Here is an 11,969-nt window from a genome sequence, read left to right on the forward strand (position 1 = left end):
GACCCCTTCCCTCGGCTCAGCCGAAGAAACTCGACCTTCACACCTTCCCCAGTACATGAAGGCCCCCTTCCTTGCGCTAGGCGCAAGGAAGGGGGCCTTCACGTACTTCACGCGAGCAACACCACGGCTAGGGAAGCTTCCAGTCCACGGGACCGGCGCCCTGGTCGGCGAGCAGCTGATTCGCGCGGCTGAAGGGGCGCGAGCCGAAGAAACCCGCGTGCGCTGAAAGCGGGCTCGGGTGCGCGGACTCGATGCACGGCACCTTCCCCAGCATCGGCTTCAGGTTCCGCGCGTTGCGGCCCCACAGGATCGCCACCATCGGCTCGTCCCGTGCGGCGAGGGCCTTGATGGCCTGCTCGGTGACGTATTCCCAGCCCTTGCCCTGGTGCGAGTTCGATTTGCCCGGCTGGACCGTCAGTGCCCTGTTGAGCAGGAGAACGCCCTGGTCGGCCCACGGCGTCAGATCGCCGTTCGAGGGCAGCGGGTGCCCGAGGTCTTCGCAGTACTCCTTGTAGATGTTGATCAGGCTCTTCGGGATCGGCCGGACGTCCGGCGCCACCGAGAAGCTCAGCCCGACGGCGTGCCCGGGTGTCGGGTACGGGTCCTGCCCGACGATCAGCACCCGCACGTCGTGGAACGGCTGCTGGAACGCCCGCAGCACATGTTCACCCGCCGGGAGATAGGTCCGGCTCGCGGCGATCTCCGCGCGGAGGAATTCCCCCATCGCGGCGACCTGCGGCGCCACCGGTTCGAGGGCTCGCGCCCAGCCTGCTTCGACGATGTCCTGCAGCGGTCGTGCGGTCACGGCGAGCGAGCTTACCCAGGCCGGTCGGCGCCCCTTTTTCCGGTGTACTGAGACACCGGTCACGGTTCCGTTCAGCACAGCCGTACTCCTCAGACCAGCGGCTTGCCGTAGCAGACGCTTTCCGGTTCGTCCTTGTAGTACCCGAAACCCGGGACTTCCCGGTACCCCGCCGACAGGTACAGCGCGATGGCTTCCGGCTGCTTGTCACCGGTCTCCAGCACCATCCGCAGCCGCCCGGCCTCGGCGGCCGTCCGTTCCAGGTCGGCGAGGATCGCTCGCGCGAAGCCGCGGCCTCGCGCCGAGGCCATCACGAACATGCGCTTGATCTCGGCGTCACCGGGCAGCAACGGGTCGGGTCCCTCATGTGATCGCCATGCGCCACACGCCACGGGTACGTCGTCGAGATAGCCGACCAGGAACAGCCCACGCGGCCACGCGAACTGTGCTGGATCCATCGGCGTCGCGTCCTCGCCGCCGTACCGGGCCGCCAGTTCGAGTTGCACCTCGACCATCATCTTCGCCGCGTCGGGATGGTCGTAGGGCACCACACGAATGTCCATGGACGCGAGATTAGCGCCAGTGTTCCCAGCCGTTCGAGTGTCCGTAGCGCTTTCCGTCCACCGTCACACCCGAATCCGGCATGGTGACGACGCCGATCTCCGTCCAGCCCTCCGGCAGGTCGGCGAACGACGGGAAGGTGGCCGCGAAAGCGTGGTCCTCGCCGCCGGTGAGCACCCACTTGAGCGGGTCGGCGCCGAGCGCGGTGCCGACCTCGGTCAGCCTGCTCGACACGTCGAGATCGGCCGTCCGCACGTCGATACCCACGCCGGAAGCCGCCGCGATGTGGCCGAGGTCGGACAGCAGCCCGTCGGAGACGTCGATCATCGAGGTCGCGCCGCCGTCGGCCGCGCGGATCCCGGCCTCGTAATCCGGTTCCGGGCAGCGCTGCGCGTTGACCACGCTGACCGGTGAGCGGAAACCCCGCCCGAGTACGGCGAGACCGGCGGCGGCCCAGCCGAGCCGTCCGCAGATCGCGACGACGTCGCCGGGCCGGGCGCCGGAGCGTTTCACCGGTTCCCGGCCGCCGAGGTCGCCCAGCGCGGTGACGCTGATCACGATCTGGTCGGCACGCACCATGTCACCGCCGACGATGCCGACGCCGGCGCGGTCGGCCTCGGCCCACATGCCCTGGGTGAGCTCGGTGACGAGCGCCGTCTCGGTATCCGGCGGGCAGGCGAATCCCATGAGGACGGACGTCGGGCGGGCACCCATGGCGGCGATGTCGGTGAGGTTCACCGCGACCGCCTTGCGGCCGACCTGTTCGGCGCTGGACCAGTCGAGGCGGAAGTGGACGCCCTGCACGAGTACGTCGGTGGAGACCACCGTCCTGCCGTCCGGGGTGGCCACCACGGCCGCGTCGTCCCCCGGTCCGAGCAGCGTCGATTCCGGCTGTTTCCGGCCGGCGGTCACCGCCTCGATCAGCCGGAATTCGCCGGTCCCGGCGACCGTGCCGTCTTTCGGTGACACCCGTCACCTCCGTTTTCTCTTGTCCGGACAAATGTCGATCGCCGATAGTCGGAAGCCCTAGGTTTTTCCCGGGGCTGGCGATACGTTGCTACAACGTTCCTATTTTGAGCCGACTTTTACGAAGGGGCGCGCCGTGGTCCACGCATACATCCTCATCCAGACCGAGGTCGGCAAAGCCGCCGCGGTCGCCGCGGAGATCTCCACCATCTCCGGTGTCACCAGTTCGGAGGATGTCACCGGCCCCTACGACGTCATCGTCAAGGCCGCGGCCGACACCGTCGATCAGCTGGGCCAGCTCGTGGTCGCCAAGGTGCAGAACGTGGAGGGCATCACCCGGACGCTGACCTGCCCGGTCGTGAATCTGTAAGAGGTGGTGTAGTTGTCCGGTGGCTGACACGGACACCGGCGCTCCCCCGAAACCACTGCTGATCGCGGCCGCCTGCCTGGCGGTCCTGCTCGTCGCGGGCGTGGCCGTCTTCGGCCTGACCCGCGGCGCGGACTCCTTGGCCCCGGCCGCCGACGGTCCGCTCCCGCTTGTCCCGGTCGAGGCACCGCAGTCGGGCACCCCCGAGTGCGCGAAGCTCATCGGCGCGCTCCCGCACGAGCTGACGTCGTCCGGGAACACACTGGTCCGGCGGAAGCTCGCCGACCCCGCCCCCCAGGCGACGGTCGGCTGGGGCACCGGCGAACCGGTGGTCCTGCGGTGCGGGCTCGGCAAGCCTCCGGAGCTGACGCGGACCTCGCGGCTGCGGACAATCAACACCGTCCAATGGCTGCAGGTCGAAGGGGAAGGCGCCTCGACCTGGTTCGCCGTGGACCGTCCCGTCTACACGGCACTCACCGTGCCGGACACCGCCGGGACGGGTCCGCTCCAGACCGTTTCGGACGCCGTGGCCGCCAACCTTCCCTCGGTGCCGCTGCGGTTTTGAGCGCCGTCGGCGGCCAGTCGCCGCACCTCACGCACCCGCCGCAACGCGTCAGCGCAGGCCGGTACCCCGGGCGATCGCCGTGTCGACGAGGGTGGTCAGCAGGGTCGTGTAGTCGACGCCGGTGACTTCCCACATCTTCGGGTAGGCCGACTTCGTGGTGAAGCCGGGCATCGTGTTGACCTCGTTGATGCTCGGCTCGCCGTCTTCGCCGACGAAGAAGTCGACGCGGGCGAGACCCTGGCAGTCCAGCGCGCGGAACGCCTCGACGGCCATGGCCCGGACGCGCGCGGTGACGTCGTCTTCGAGTTTGGCCGGGATGTCGAGTTCGGCGTCGTCGCCGATGTACTTGGTTTCGAAGTCGTACCAGGCGCCCGCCTCTTCGGAGAGCACGCGGACCTCGGCGGGCAGCGACGCTTCGACGCGGCCGTCCGGGAATTCGAGTACGCCGCATTCGACCTCGCGGCCGGTGGACTGCGCCTCGATGAGGACCTTGGGATCGGTCTGGCGTGCCAGCGCGATGGCCGCGTCGAGGTCGGCCCAGGACGTCACCTTGCTGATCCCGATCGACGAACCGGCGCGGGACGGCTTCACGAACACCGGCAGGCCGAGCCGTTCGCGTCCGTCTTCGTCCAAAGTGGACTGGTCACGGCGCAGCGCGACGTATTTGCCGACCGGGATCCCTTCAGCGGCAAGGAGTTTCTTCGCGTACTCCTTGTCCATCGCGGCCGCGCTGGCAAACACACCGGGCCCGACGTAGGGGATTCCGGCCATCTCCAGCAGACCCTGGATCGTGCCGTCCTCACCGAAGGCGCCGTGCAGCACCGGGAAGACGACGTCGACAGCGCCGAGTACCTCGGTCTCCTGTCCCGGCTCCAGTGAAACGAGTTCACGGCTCGTCGGGTCGCCTGCCAGTACCAGTGCCTTGCCGCCCTCGACCGAGGGGAGTTCGCGGCCGCGGATGCTCAGCTGGGCGGGGTCGCCGGTGCCGAGCACCCAGCCACCCCGCGGGGTGATCCCGACCGGTACCGCTTCGAACCGCTCAGGATCCAGGTTCGCGAGGACGCTGCCCGCGGAAACACACGAAATCGTGTGTTCGGTACTACGCCCGCCGAAGACGACGGCCACCCGGATCTTCTGAGAACTCATGCCAGCACTGTATCTGCCGTGGTCGCGGGCCCGACGTCCGCTAGCGGAGCACGTGCAGTAGCGGCTTGAGCGCGGATCGCAACACCTCGCGTGAACAGCCCGCGTAGCCGATGAGGTTCCCGAACACCGTCGGCGTGCCGACGAAATGCCGGACGAGACCGTCGAGCCGGATCCCGGCGCGTTCCGCCGCCGCTATCCGCTCCGCCTCTTCCCGCGCGGATCCACAAGGGACCACCAGATGCGCGCCGGCGTCGTCGCCGAGCACCGGGATCCCCGCCGACGTCAGCGTGGCCGAAACCAGCGACCGGCGCTCCGAAAGCTCCCTCCGGAGCTTCCGCAGGTGCCGCCCCAGATCGCCGTGCCGCGCCAGCTCGACGAGTACCCGCTGCCCCGCCGGTGACGGACGCGTTCCGGTGTCCTCGCGGTACTCCAGCACGGCGGCCGCGACCTGCGGCGGCGCGACCATCCAGCCCGCGCCCAGCGCCGGGGTGAGAATCTTGCTCGTGGTCCCGAGATGCGCGACGACGTCGGGTGCGAGCGCGGCCAGCAGCGGCAGGGGCGCGACGTCGAACCGCAGTTCGCCGTCGTAGTCGTCTTCGATCACCAGCATGCCCTCGGCGCGGGCGCGTTCGACCAGTTCGACGCGGCGGGACGCGCTCATCCGGCTGCCGAGCGGGTATTGGTGCGCGGGCGAGCAGTAGACCGCGCGCACCCCGGGCGGCACGGCGTCCGGGCGCAGGCCCTCCTCGTCGACCGGGACGGGGACGACCTCCAGCCCGGCCCGCCGGAACGCCCGCGTCGCGCGCTGGTAGCCGGGCTCCTCGATCGCGACCCGGTCGCCGCGGGTGAGCACCGCGCCCGCGAGTTCGATCACCGCCGCCGTCGTGCCGCCGGTGGCCATCACCGTGCCGGCGGCGAGGCCGCGGTGCCGCAGCAGATGCTCGGAAACGGCGTCACGGTACGACCGCAGACCGGACCTGTCCTCGCGATACGTCGGACGGGGGTCGGCCGCGGCACGCCACGCGCGGCGCCAGGCCGCCTTCTCGACGCCCTCGGCCCACGGCACGCCCGGGGTGAGGTCGAGCAGCGTCTGCGGTTTCGCGGCCACGCCGGGCGCGGCATCTTTCGACGACCTTCCCGCGGGCGGTGCCGTGGTGACATAGGTGCCCGAGCCGTGGCGGCCCGCGATCCAGCCCTCCGCGTGAAGCTGCTCGTACGCGGCCGACGTCACCGTGCGGCTGACGCCGAGCCGGTTCGCGAGTGCCCTGGTCGAAGGCAGCCTGTCACCGCCACGCAGATGCCCGTCGCCGGCGGCCGCGCGCAACGCGTCGGCCAGCTGGACCGCGAGCGGGACGAGCGATTCGCGGTCGAGGCTGACCGGGAGGGCGGTGTCGGACATGCTGTACTCCGCGCTGGTGGAAGGCGGTGCCGGAAAGTGGCCTTTCCAAGTATAGGAGAATTGGACGTTATAACAGGCCACTCTCGTGGGTGAGACTGCACGCATGTCCACCCCGCTCTCGCCAACCGGCCGAACCACTCTCGGCCGCAAGAAGAACCGCGCGCTCACCGACCGCTCGGCGCTGTACGCGGTGCTCGACGAAGGCCTGATCTGCCACCTCGGCGTCGTGCGCGACGGCGCGCCACTGGTCATCCCGACCGGCTACGGCCGGGACGGGAACACGCTCTACCTGCACGGATCCACCGGGGCGAAGAGTATGCGCGACTCGGACGGCGTCGAGATCTGCGTCACGGTGACCCTGCTCGACGGCATTGTCTACGCACGCTCGATCAACAACCACTCGATGAACTACCGCAGCGCGGTGATCCTCGGCAAAGCGACCGCGGTGACCGATCCCGAGCGGAAGATGCACGGCCTTCACGTGCTGACCGACCATCTCGCGCCCGGTTCGTGGGAACACGCGCGCGACGTCAACGCGAAGGAGTTCGCGTCGGTCTCGGTACTGGAACTGGACCTGACCGAGGCGTCGGTGAAGATGCGCGGCGAAGGTCCCGACGACCCCGAGGACGAGGTCGCGGACGATTTGTCGTGGGCGGGGGTGCTGCCGGTGCGGACCGTGTTCGGGGAACCGGAGCCTTCGGTGGACCTGGTGCGCGAGTGGACGGTGCCGGACCACGTGAAGACGCGAACCGGGTAGCCGGTCACCGATGCACCTCAGGAGCGCTGTCGCGGAAGCCGCACGGTGAACGTCGTCTCGCCAGGGACACTCGCGACGTCGATCGTCCCGCCGTGCGCGGAAACGAGCGAGAGCACCACCGAAAGCCCCAGCCCGGTCCCGCCGTTCTCGCGGGTGCGGGCGGTATCGACCCGGTAGAACCGGTCGAAGATCCGATCACGCGCCTCCGGCGGGATCCCCGGCCCGGCGTCGGTCACCCGCAAGAAGACGTCCGAAGGCGAGGCCGAAGCCGAAAGGGTGATCGCGGTACCGGGTGGAGTGTGCACCGCGGCGTTGGCGAGGAGATTGTCCAGTACCTGTCGCAGGCGCACCGGATCCGCTTGCAGGACAACGTCTTCCGGGAGCTCGCCGAGGGTCAGCGGATACTCCGGGCGTCCGGCGGCGAAGGCCTCCCCCGCGTCGGCGATCAGCTCGGCGAGGTCGACGTCGACCAGCCGTAGCGGTGCTTCGGTCTCCGGCGCGTCGAGACGTGCGAGGAGCAGGAGGTCGTCGACGAGCACGCTCATCCGTTCAGTCTCCACGCGGATCTTCGCCAGATGAGCCTCGCGTTCGGCCGGTTCGTTCGCCGCGGCGTACCGGAAAAGCTCGGCGTAGCCCCGGATCGAGGTCAGTGGTGTGCGTAGTTCGTGGGAGGCGTCGGCGATGAACCGCCGCAGCCGCTCGTTCGCCTTGGTGCGCGCGACCAGCGAGGAATCCAGATGCGCCAGCATCACGTTGAACGCCGTCCGCAGCTCCTCGACCTCGGCGCCGCCGCCATTCCCCCGCGCGCGCACCGGGAGGTCGGCGTTCGCGGTGAGGTCGTGCGACGCGATGTCGTGCGCGGTCCCGGCCATGTCGCTCAGCGGCCGCAGCCCGCGCCGCAGCACCAGCCGTCCCGCGATCACCAGCACCGCCAGCGCCAGCAGGAACGCGACGACCTCGACCATCACCAGCTGGCTGACCGTCCGGTCCAGATCCGCCTGAGGCGCGGCGCTGACCAGGACGATGTTCCGGCTCGGCTCGATCGGGCAGGCCCGGACACGGAAAGTGCCCTTGTCCTCGATGTAGACCGTGCGCAGTACCTCAGTCTGCGTCGCGTCTTCGGCGACCTTCGCGAGTGCCTTCGTGTCCGGTGGCAGGGACCCACCCGACTGCGGCGACGCCTCGCCGTTCCGCACGGAGAACACCGCGGAGAACCAGCCGTAGGCCTGCTGCGGTTTCCCGCCGTGCGTGGTGCGCAGCGACGGCACCTGGCTGATCTGGGTCTTGGCGAGCTGTTCGTCGAGCCGGTCGTCCAGATAGCCCTTCATGATGCCGACCATCACGGTGCCGACCACGGCGAACACGACCAGCGCCAGCGCGCCGAGCCCGAGTGCCAGCCGGGTCCCGAGCCGGGACCGGCGCCAGGCGTCGTACCACCGGCGCAACGTTTTCATCTCGCCGCCCGCCGGACGACGTAGCCGACGCCACGCACGGTGTGGATGAGCGGCTCGTCGCCGTCGTCGAGTTTGCGGCGCAGATGCGAGATCACCAGTTCGACCACATTTGACCGGCCGCCGAAGTCGTATTCCCAGACGTGGTCGAGGATTTGCGCCTTCGTCAGCACCGCGGGCGAACGCCGCATGAGGTAACGCAGGAGTTCGTACTCGGTCGGCGTCAGCTCGGCGGGCCTGCCGTCGCGTGCGACCTCACGGGTGTCCTCGTTCAGGGTCAGGTCGCCGACCCGCAGCACCGCGGCCGATCGGGACTGGTTGCCGCTCCGGCGCAGGACGGCACGCAGCCGCGCCATCAGCTCTTCGACGGAGAACGGCTTGACCAGGTAATCGTCGCCGCCGCGAGTGAGACCGGCGACGCGGTCGGCGGTGGCGTCCTTCGCGGTGAGGAAGACGACCGGCACGGCCGTTCCGCCTTCGCGGAGTTTGTCGAGCACGGTGAACCCGTCGATGCCGGGCAACATCAGGTCGAGCACGACGATGTCGGGCACGAATTCGGCGGCCTTCACGAGTGCGGCCTCGCCCGAACCGGCGGTGACCGCCGTCCAGCCCTCGTACCGGGCGACGGTGGCCACCAGATCGGCGATATGCGGCTCGTCGTCCACCACGAGCAGGCGGACGGGGTTCTCGGTGTGCACAAGGCCCATCCTCCGCGAACGCGCGCGCGAGGGCGAGGCGGGAGCGCGGACGACAGGAAGCCGACAGCTTCCGCCAAGAAAGGTCACCGGTTGACACCGCAGGCTCGGCACTTGAACCGGGCCTAAACCGTTGGCCGGGTTTCGCGGGCTCGGGCAGACTGCGGCGTCATGACCTCTGTTGTGCAGAACTTCTTCTTCGACTGCGCCGACGCCTACGAACTGGGCCGGTTCTGGAGCGGCGTCGTCGGCAAGCCGATGGCGGACGACGACGTGCCCGGTGACCCCGAGGCGATCATCGAGCTGGGCAACGGCGTGACCTTGTTCTTCGGGCAGGTCCCCGAACCGAAGACGGTGAAGAACCGCATCCATCTGTGCCTGCGGCCGGACATCCCGCGCGATGAAGAGGTGGAGCGTGTGCTGAAGCTCGGCGCGACCCTGCTGCACGACCGGCGCAATGCCGACGGCACCGGCTGGGCCGTGCTCGGCGACCCCGAGGGCAACGAGTTCTGCGTCCTGCGCAGCGCCGCCGAAAAGGCGGTGACGTCTTGACCGGGTACCTCGAGCTGAACCGCGCGAACTGGGACGAACGCGCTCCGGCGCACGCCGCGTCCGCGGACTACGGCTACGAACGGTTCGTGACGGACCCCGCGCATCTCAGCGGCGTCGTCACCTTCGACCGGCCGCTGCTCGGCGACATCTCCGGTGCGCGCGGAGTCCACCTGCAATGCCATATCGGCACGGACACGCTTTCGTTGTCGCGCCTCGGCGCGCGGATGACCGGACTCGACTTTTCCCCGTCGTCACTGGAGATCGCGCGGCGGCTGGCCGCCGAGACCGGCGCGGAGATCGACTACCACGAGTCCGATGTGTACAGTGCCGCCGACGTGCTGGAGGCCGGTTCGTTCGACCTCGTCTACACCGGGATCGGCGCGATCTGCTGGCTTCCCGACATCGCGCGCTGGGGCAAAGTCGTCGGCTCACTGCTGAAGCCGGGCGGGCGCCTGTTCATCCGCGACATGCATCCGATGCTGGGCACCCTCGACGAGACGCAGCCGCTGATTACCCCGCGCTACCCGTACTTCGAGCAGAGCGAACCGCTGGTCGTCGACCAACCGGGGACCTATGTGGACACCGACGTCGAGTTCACACAGAACCGGACGCACGAGTGGAACCACGGTATCGGCGAGATCGTCACGTCGCTGCTCGACGCGGGACTGACGCTGACGAAGCTGGTGGAGCACGACAGCGTGCCGTGGAACGCGCTGCCCGGCTTCATGAGCCTGGACGCCGCGACCGAGGAATGGCGGCTGGCGAAGGATCCGCGGCGACTGGCGGCGAGTTTCACCGTCGAGGCGGTCAAACCCTCCTGAGGTTTACCGGCGCCCGTGTGTCATAAGGGGTCCCCATGAGACGAATTTCGTCCTATGGGGACCCCTCATGACATCCCGCACGCACGCCCGTCCACACGCACGCCCGCCCCCACGCCCCCACGCCTCGCAAGCAGAGGACTGATTGCGGCGATCGCTCGGTCACGATCGCTTGCCCGGACCCACCGGACTTTGAAGAATGACAAGTATGTCGAGTGCTCCCCGACGGCCCCTTGTCGCCGTCGCCGCCTTGGGCGGCACCATTTCCATGGTTCCCGGTGACGACGAGGACCACGCTGTCCCCCGGCTCACCGCGGCCGACCTGCTCGGTGACCTCGGCGAGAACCTGGCGATGGACATCCACGCGGAGACGCTCGCGGGTATTTCCAGCGCGTCGATGGACTTCGCGACGCTGGTCAAAACCCGCGACTGGGCCGCGCGAGCCGTCGACGAAGGCGCTCAAGGCGTCGTCGTGGTCCAGGGCACGGACACCCTGGAGGAGTCCGCGTACTTCTTCGAGCTGACCTGGGCTTCCGACGCCCCGATCGTGGTCACCGGCGCCATGCGCAACCCCAGTCTGCCCAGCGCCGACGGCGCGGGGAACCTGCTCGCCGCGCTGACCGTCGCCGCCGAACCCCGCAGCCGGGGCCGCGGCTCACTGGTCGCGTTCAACGACGACGTCCATCCGGCCCGCTGGGTCCGGAAGACGCATTCGAGCCACGTCGAGGCGTTTTCGTCGCATCCCGCCGGTCCGCTCGGGCTGCTCGCGGAGGGCGCGGTGCACTACTTCCACCCGGTCGCCGGGCGCCCGGCGGCGTTGTCGCTGGAAAACGCGGACTTCTCCGGGCTGGTGCCGATCGTCGAGAGCGGCGTCGACGACACCGGAGAACTCCTGGAGACGCTGGTCAAGGCCGGGGTCAAGGGGGTGGTGCTCGCCGCGAACGGCGCCGGGCACGTTTCGGCGGGAAGCGCCGACGTGATCGAGCGCGCGCTGCCGGAGGTGCCGATCGTGGTCGCCGGCCGGACCGGCGCCGGGCCGACGTTCCGTGGTACCTACGGCTTCCGCGGTTCGGAGTCGGACCTGATCGCGATGGGCGCGACCATGGCCGGCTGGCTCGACCCGCGCAAATCCCGGCTCCTGCTGCACACCCTGCTCGCCACCGGTGCCTCGCGAGACCGCGTCGAGGCCGAATTCCGCCTGCGCGGCGACCTCACCTGACCCCCGACCCCCCCGCGTTTAGTCCTCTAGTTGCGATAGATGCACGCGCAAGAATCGCAACTAGAGGACTAATCGCGGATCGGGCCCGAGATGGGGTCCAGGTGGTACGGGCGCATGGCGCGGGGCTGGTGCCGGTAGACGTGCACGCTGACTGCCGGATCCGGGCCCTCGTTGCGTACTTCGTGGATGTACCCCGGACCGAAGACGCGTGACTGGCCCGCCGACAGCGAATGCAGTTCCGTCACCGCCCGCCCGCCGGACGCACGCCGCGCGACGGTCTCGCTCAATTGCCCGCTGACCACGGTGAAAGCGCCCGCGGCGAATTCGTGGTCGTGCAGGTCGGTGCGCTGGCCGGGGAGCCAGCTCATCAGCCAGATCTCCTCCAGTTCGTCGCTGTCGACGAGCGCGGAGAAGCGTTGCTCGGGGTCGTAACGCAGCAGGTGCCGCCAGCGGTCACGATCCGCGGCGAACTCGAGCGCGACGCGCACCGGGTGCCGCAGGGCGGGGTTTTCGGGAATGACGAGCGTGTTGTCCGGGACGGCGAACATGAAGGAGTCCTCGCAGAAGGAAGAGTGTCAGGGCCCCGGCAAAGTCGTTGTGGCTGGTCAGTGGGTGATTCCGAGTAGTGTTAGTGGTCGGGTGAAGTCGCGGGCGTTGTGGCGTAGTGCGGC

At 69.2% G+C, this 11,969-nt stretch carries 14 protein-coding genes; 6 read left to right on the forward strand and 8 right to left on the reverse strand.

What is annotated here, in order from left to right; translation table 11 throughout:
* Positions 1–127 precede the first annotated feature (127 nt).
* From AB0M65_RS36875 to AB0M65_RS36885, 3 genes are all read right to left on the reverse strand, one after another.
* On the reverse strand, positions 128–805 hold the full coding sequence (locus tag AB0M65_RS36875) for a uracil-DNA glycosylase (protein ID WP_364038793.1): 678 nt from the start codon (positions 803–805) through the stop codon (positions 128–130).
* A gap of 89 nt (positions 806–894) precedes the next feature.
* Positions 895–1,365, reverse strand: coding sequence for a GNAT family N-acetyltransferase (locus AB0M65_RS36880; protein WP_364038796.1), 471 nt, complete (start codon positions 1,363–1,365; stop codon positions 895–897).
* Positions 1,366–1,375: 10 nt separating this feature from the next.
* Positions 1,376–2,332 (reverse strand): thiamine-phosphate kinase, encoded by a 957-nt coding sequence (locus AB0M65_RS36885; protein WP_364038799.1) that lies wholly within the window; start codon positions 2,330–2,332, stop codon positions 1,376–1,378.
* 133 nt (positions 2,333–2,465) lie between these two features.
* Between AB0M65_RS36885 and AB0M65_RS36890 the strand changes: the two genes are divergently transcribed.
* Both AB0M65_RS36890 and AB0M65_RS36895 read left to right on the forward strand, forming a co-directional pair.
* A complete protein-coding gene (locus AB0M65_RS36890; RefSeq protein WP_061986752.1) occupies positions 2,466–2,699 on the forward strand; it encodes an Lrp/AsnC ligand binding domain-containing protein in 234 nt (77 codons plus the stop codon).
* Positions 2,700–2,718: 19 nt separating this feature from the next.
* Positions 2,719–3,261 (forward strand): DUF3515 domain-containing protein, encoded by a 543-nt coding sequence (locus AB0M65_RS36895; RefSeq protein WP_364038803.1) that lies wholly within the window; start codon positions 2,719–2,721, stop codon positions 3,259–3,261.
* Between the two features lie 48 nt (positions 3,262–3,309).
* Here the strand turns inward: AB0M65_RS36895 and AB0M65_RS36900 are convergent, their stop codons facing one another.
* Together AB0M65_RS36900 and AB0M65_RS36905 are read right to left on the reverse strand one after the other, a co-directional pair.
* Positions 3,310–4,407 carry a D-alanine--D-alanine ligase family protein gene (locus tag AB0M65_RS36900; RefSeq protein ID WP_364038806.1) on the reverse strand — a complete coding sequence of 366 codons (1,098 nt, stop codon included), beginning with the start codon at positions 4,405–4,407 and terminating at the stop codon, positions 3,310–3,312.
* Positions 4,408–4,447: 40 nt separating this feature from the next.
* Positions 4,448–5,806: a PLP-dependent aminotransferase family protein gene (locus tag AB0M65_RS36905; protein WP_364038809.1), complete on the reverse strand. Its 1,359-nt coding sequence runs from the start codon at positions 5,804–5,806 to the stop codon at positions 4,448–4,450.
* Positions 5,807–5,909: 103 nt separating this feature from the next.
* Between AB0M65_RS36905 and AB0M65_RS36910 the strand changes: the two genes are divergently transcribed.
* Positions 5,910–6,563: a pyridoxamine 5'-phosphate oxidase family protein gene (locus tag AB0M65_RS36910; RefSeq protein WP_364038812.1), complete on the forward strand. Its 654-nt coding sequence runs from the start codon at positions 5,910–5,912 to the stop codon at positions 6,561–6,563.
* Between the two features lie 17 nt (positions 6,564–6,580).
* On the opposite strand, the gene AB0M65_RS36915 is transcribed toward AB0M65_RS36910, so the two are convergent.
* Both AB0M65_RS36915 and AB0M65_RS36920 read right to left on the reverse strand, forming a co-directional pair.
* Entirely contained in the window at positions 6,581–8,017 is a 1,437-nt protein-coding gene (locus tag AB0M65_RS36915) for a HAMP domain-containing sensor histidine kinase (protein WP_364038815.1), read from the reverse strand.
* Positions 8,014–8,712 carry a response regulator transcription factor gene (locus AB0M65_RS36920; protein ID WP_364038818.1) on the reverse strand — a complete coding sequence of 233 codons (699 nt, stop codon included), beginning with the start codon at positions 8,710–8,712 and terminating at the stop codon, positions 8,014–8,016. Before AB0M65_RS36920 ends, AB0M65_RS36915 begins: the two co-directional genes overlap by 4 nt.
* A 168-nt stretch (positions 8,713–8,880) precedes the next feature.
* Between AB0M65_RS36920 and AB0M65_RS36925 the strand changes: the two genes are divergently transcribed.
* The 3 genes from AB0M65_RS36925 to AB0M65_RS36935 all read left to right on the forward strand — a co-directional run bounded on the left by AB0M65_RS36925 (position 8,881) and on the right by AB0M65_RS36935 (position 11,298).
* A complete protein-coding gene (locus AB0M65_RS36925; protein WP_364038821.1) occupies positions 8,881–9,261 on the forward strand; it encodes a VOC family protein in 381 nt (126 codons plus the stop codon).
* The gene (locus AB0M65_RS36930) at positions 9,258–10,082 is read left to right on the forward strand and encodes a class I SAM-dependent methyltransferase (RefSeq protein WP_364038824.1); all 825 of its coding nucleotides are present in this window, start codon (positions 9,258–9,260) and stop codon (positions 10,080–10,082) included. Before AB0M65_RS36925 ends, AB0M65_RS36930 begins: the two co-directional genes overlap by 4 nt.
* A 205-nt stretch (positions 10,083–10,287) precedes the next feature.
* Positions 10,288–11,298, forward strand: coding sequence for an asparaginase (locus tag AB0M65_RS36935; RefSeq protein WP_364038827.1), 1,011 nt, complete (start codon positions 10,288–10,290; stop codon positions 11,296–11,298).
* A 68-nt stretch (positions 11,299–11,366) separates the two neighbouring features.
* Here AB0M65_RS36935 and AB0M65_RS36940 read toward each other — a convergent pair whose 3' ends face one another.
* Complete coding sequence (locus AB0M65_RS36940; protein ID WP_364038830.1) at positions 11,367–11,846, reverse strand: cysteine dioxygenase family protein; 480 nt, start codon at positions 11,844–11,846, stop codon at positions 11,367–11,369.
* Between the last annotated feature and the right edge of the window lie 123 nt (positions 11,847–11,969).

The sequence above is a fragment of the Amycolatopsis sp. NPDC051071 genome (assembly GCF_040682875.1).
Lineage (GTDB): Bacteria > Actinomycetota > Actinomycetes > Mycobacteriales > Pseudonocardiaceae > Amycolatopsis.

Bases quoted from the DNA above. Each gene is read 5' to 3' on its own strand.
- AB0M65_RS36935 (WP_364038827.1), top strand. From the start codon at position 10,288: ATGTCGAGTGCTCCCCGACGGCCCCTTGTCGCCGTCGCCGCCTTGGGC.
- AB0M65_RS36880 (WP_364038796.1), bottom strand. From the start codon at position 1,365: ATGGACATTCGTGTGGTGCCCTACGACCATCCCGACGCGGCGAAGATG.
- AB0M65_RS36900 (WP_364038806.1), bottom strand. From the start codon at position 4,407: ATGAGTTCTCAGAAGATCCGGGTGGCCGTCGTCTTCGGCGGGCGTAGT.
- AB0M65_RS36905 (WP_364038809.1), bottom strand. From the start codon at position 5,806: ATGTCCGACACCGCCCTCCCGGTCAGCCTCGACCGCGAATCGCTCGTC.
- AB0M65_RS36915 (WP_364038815.1), bottom strand. From the start codon at position 8,017: ATGAAAACGTTGCGCCGGTGGTACGACGCCTGGCGCCGGTCCCGGCTC.
- AB0M65_RS36940 (WP_364038830.1), bottom strand. From the start codon at position 11,846: ATGTTCGCCGTCCCGGACAACACGCTCGTCATTCCCGAAAACCCCGCC.
- AB0M65_RS36910 (WP_364038812.1), top strand. From the start codon at position 5,910: ATGTCCACCCCGCTCTCGCCAACCGGCCGAACCACTCTCGGCCGCAAG.
- AB0M65_RS36925 (WP_364038821.1), top strand. From the start codon at position 8,881: ATGACCTCTGTTGTGCAGAACTTCTTCTTCGACTGCGCCGACGCCTAC.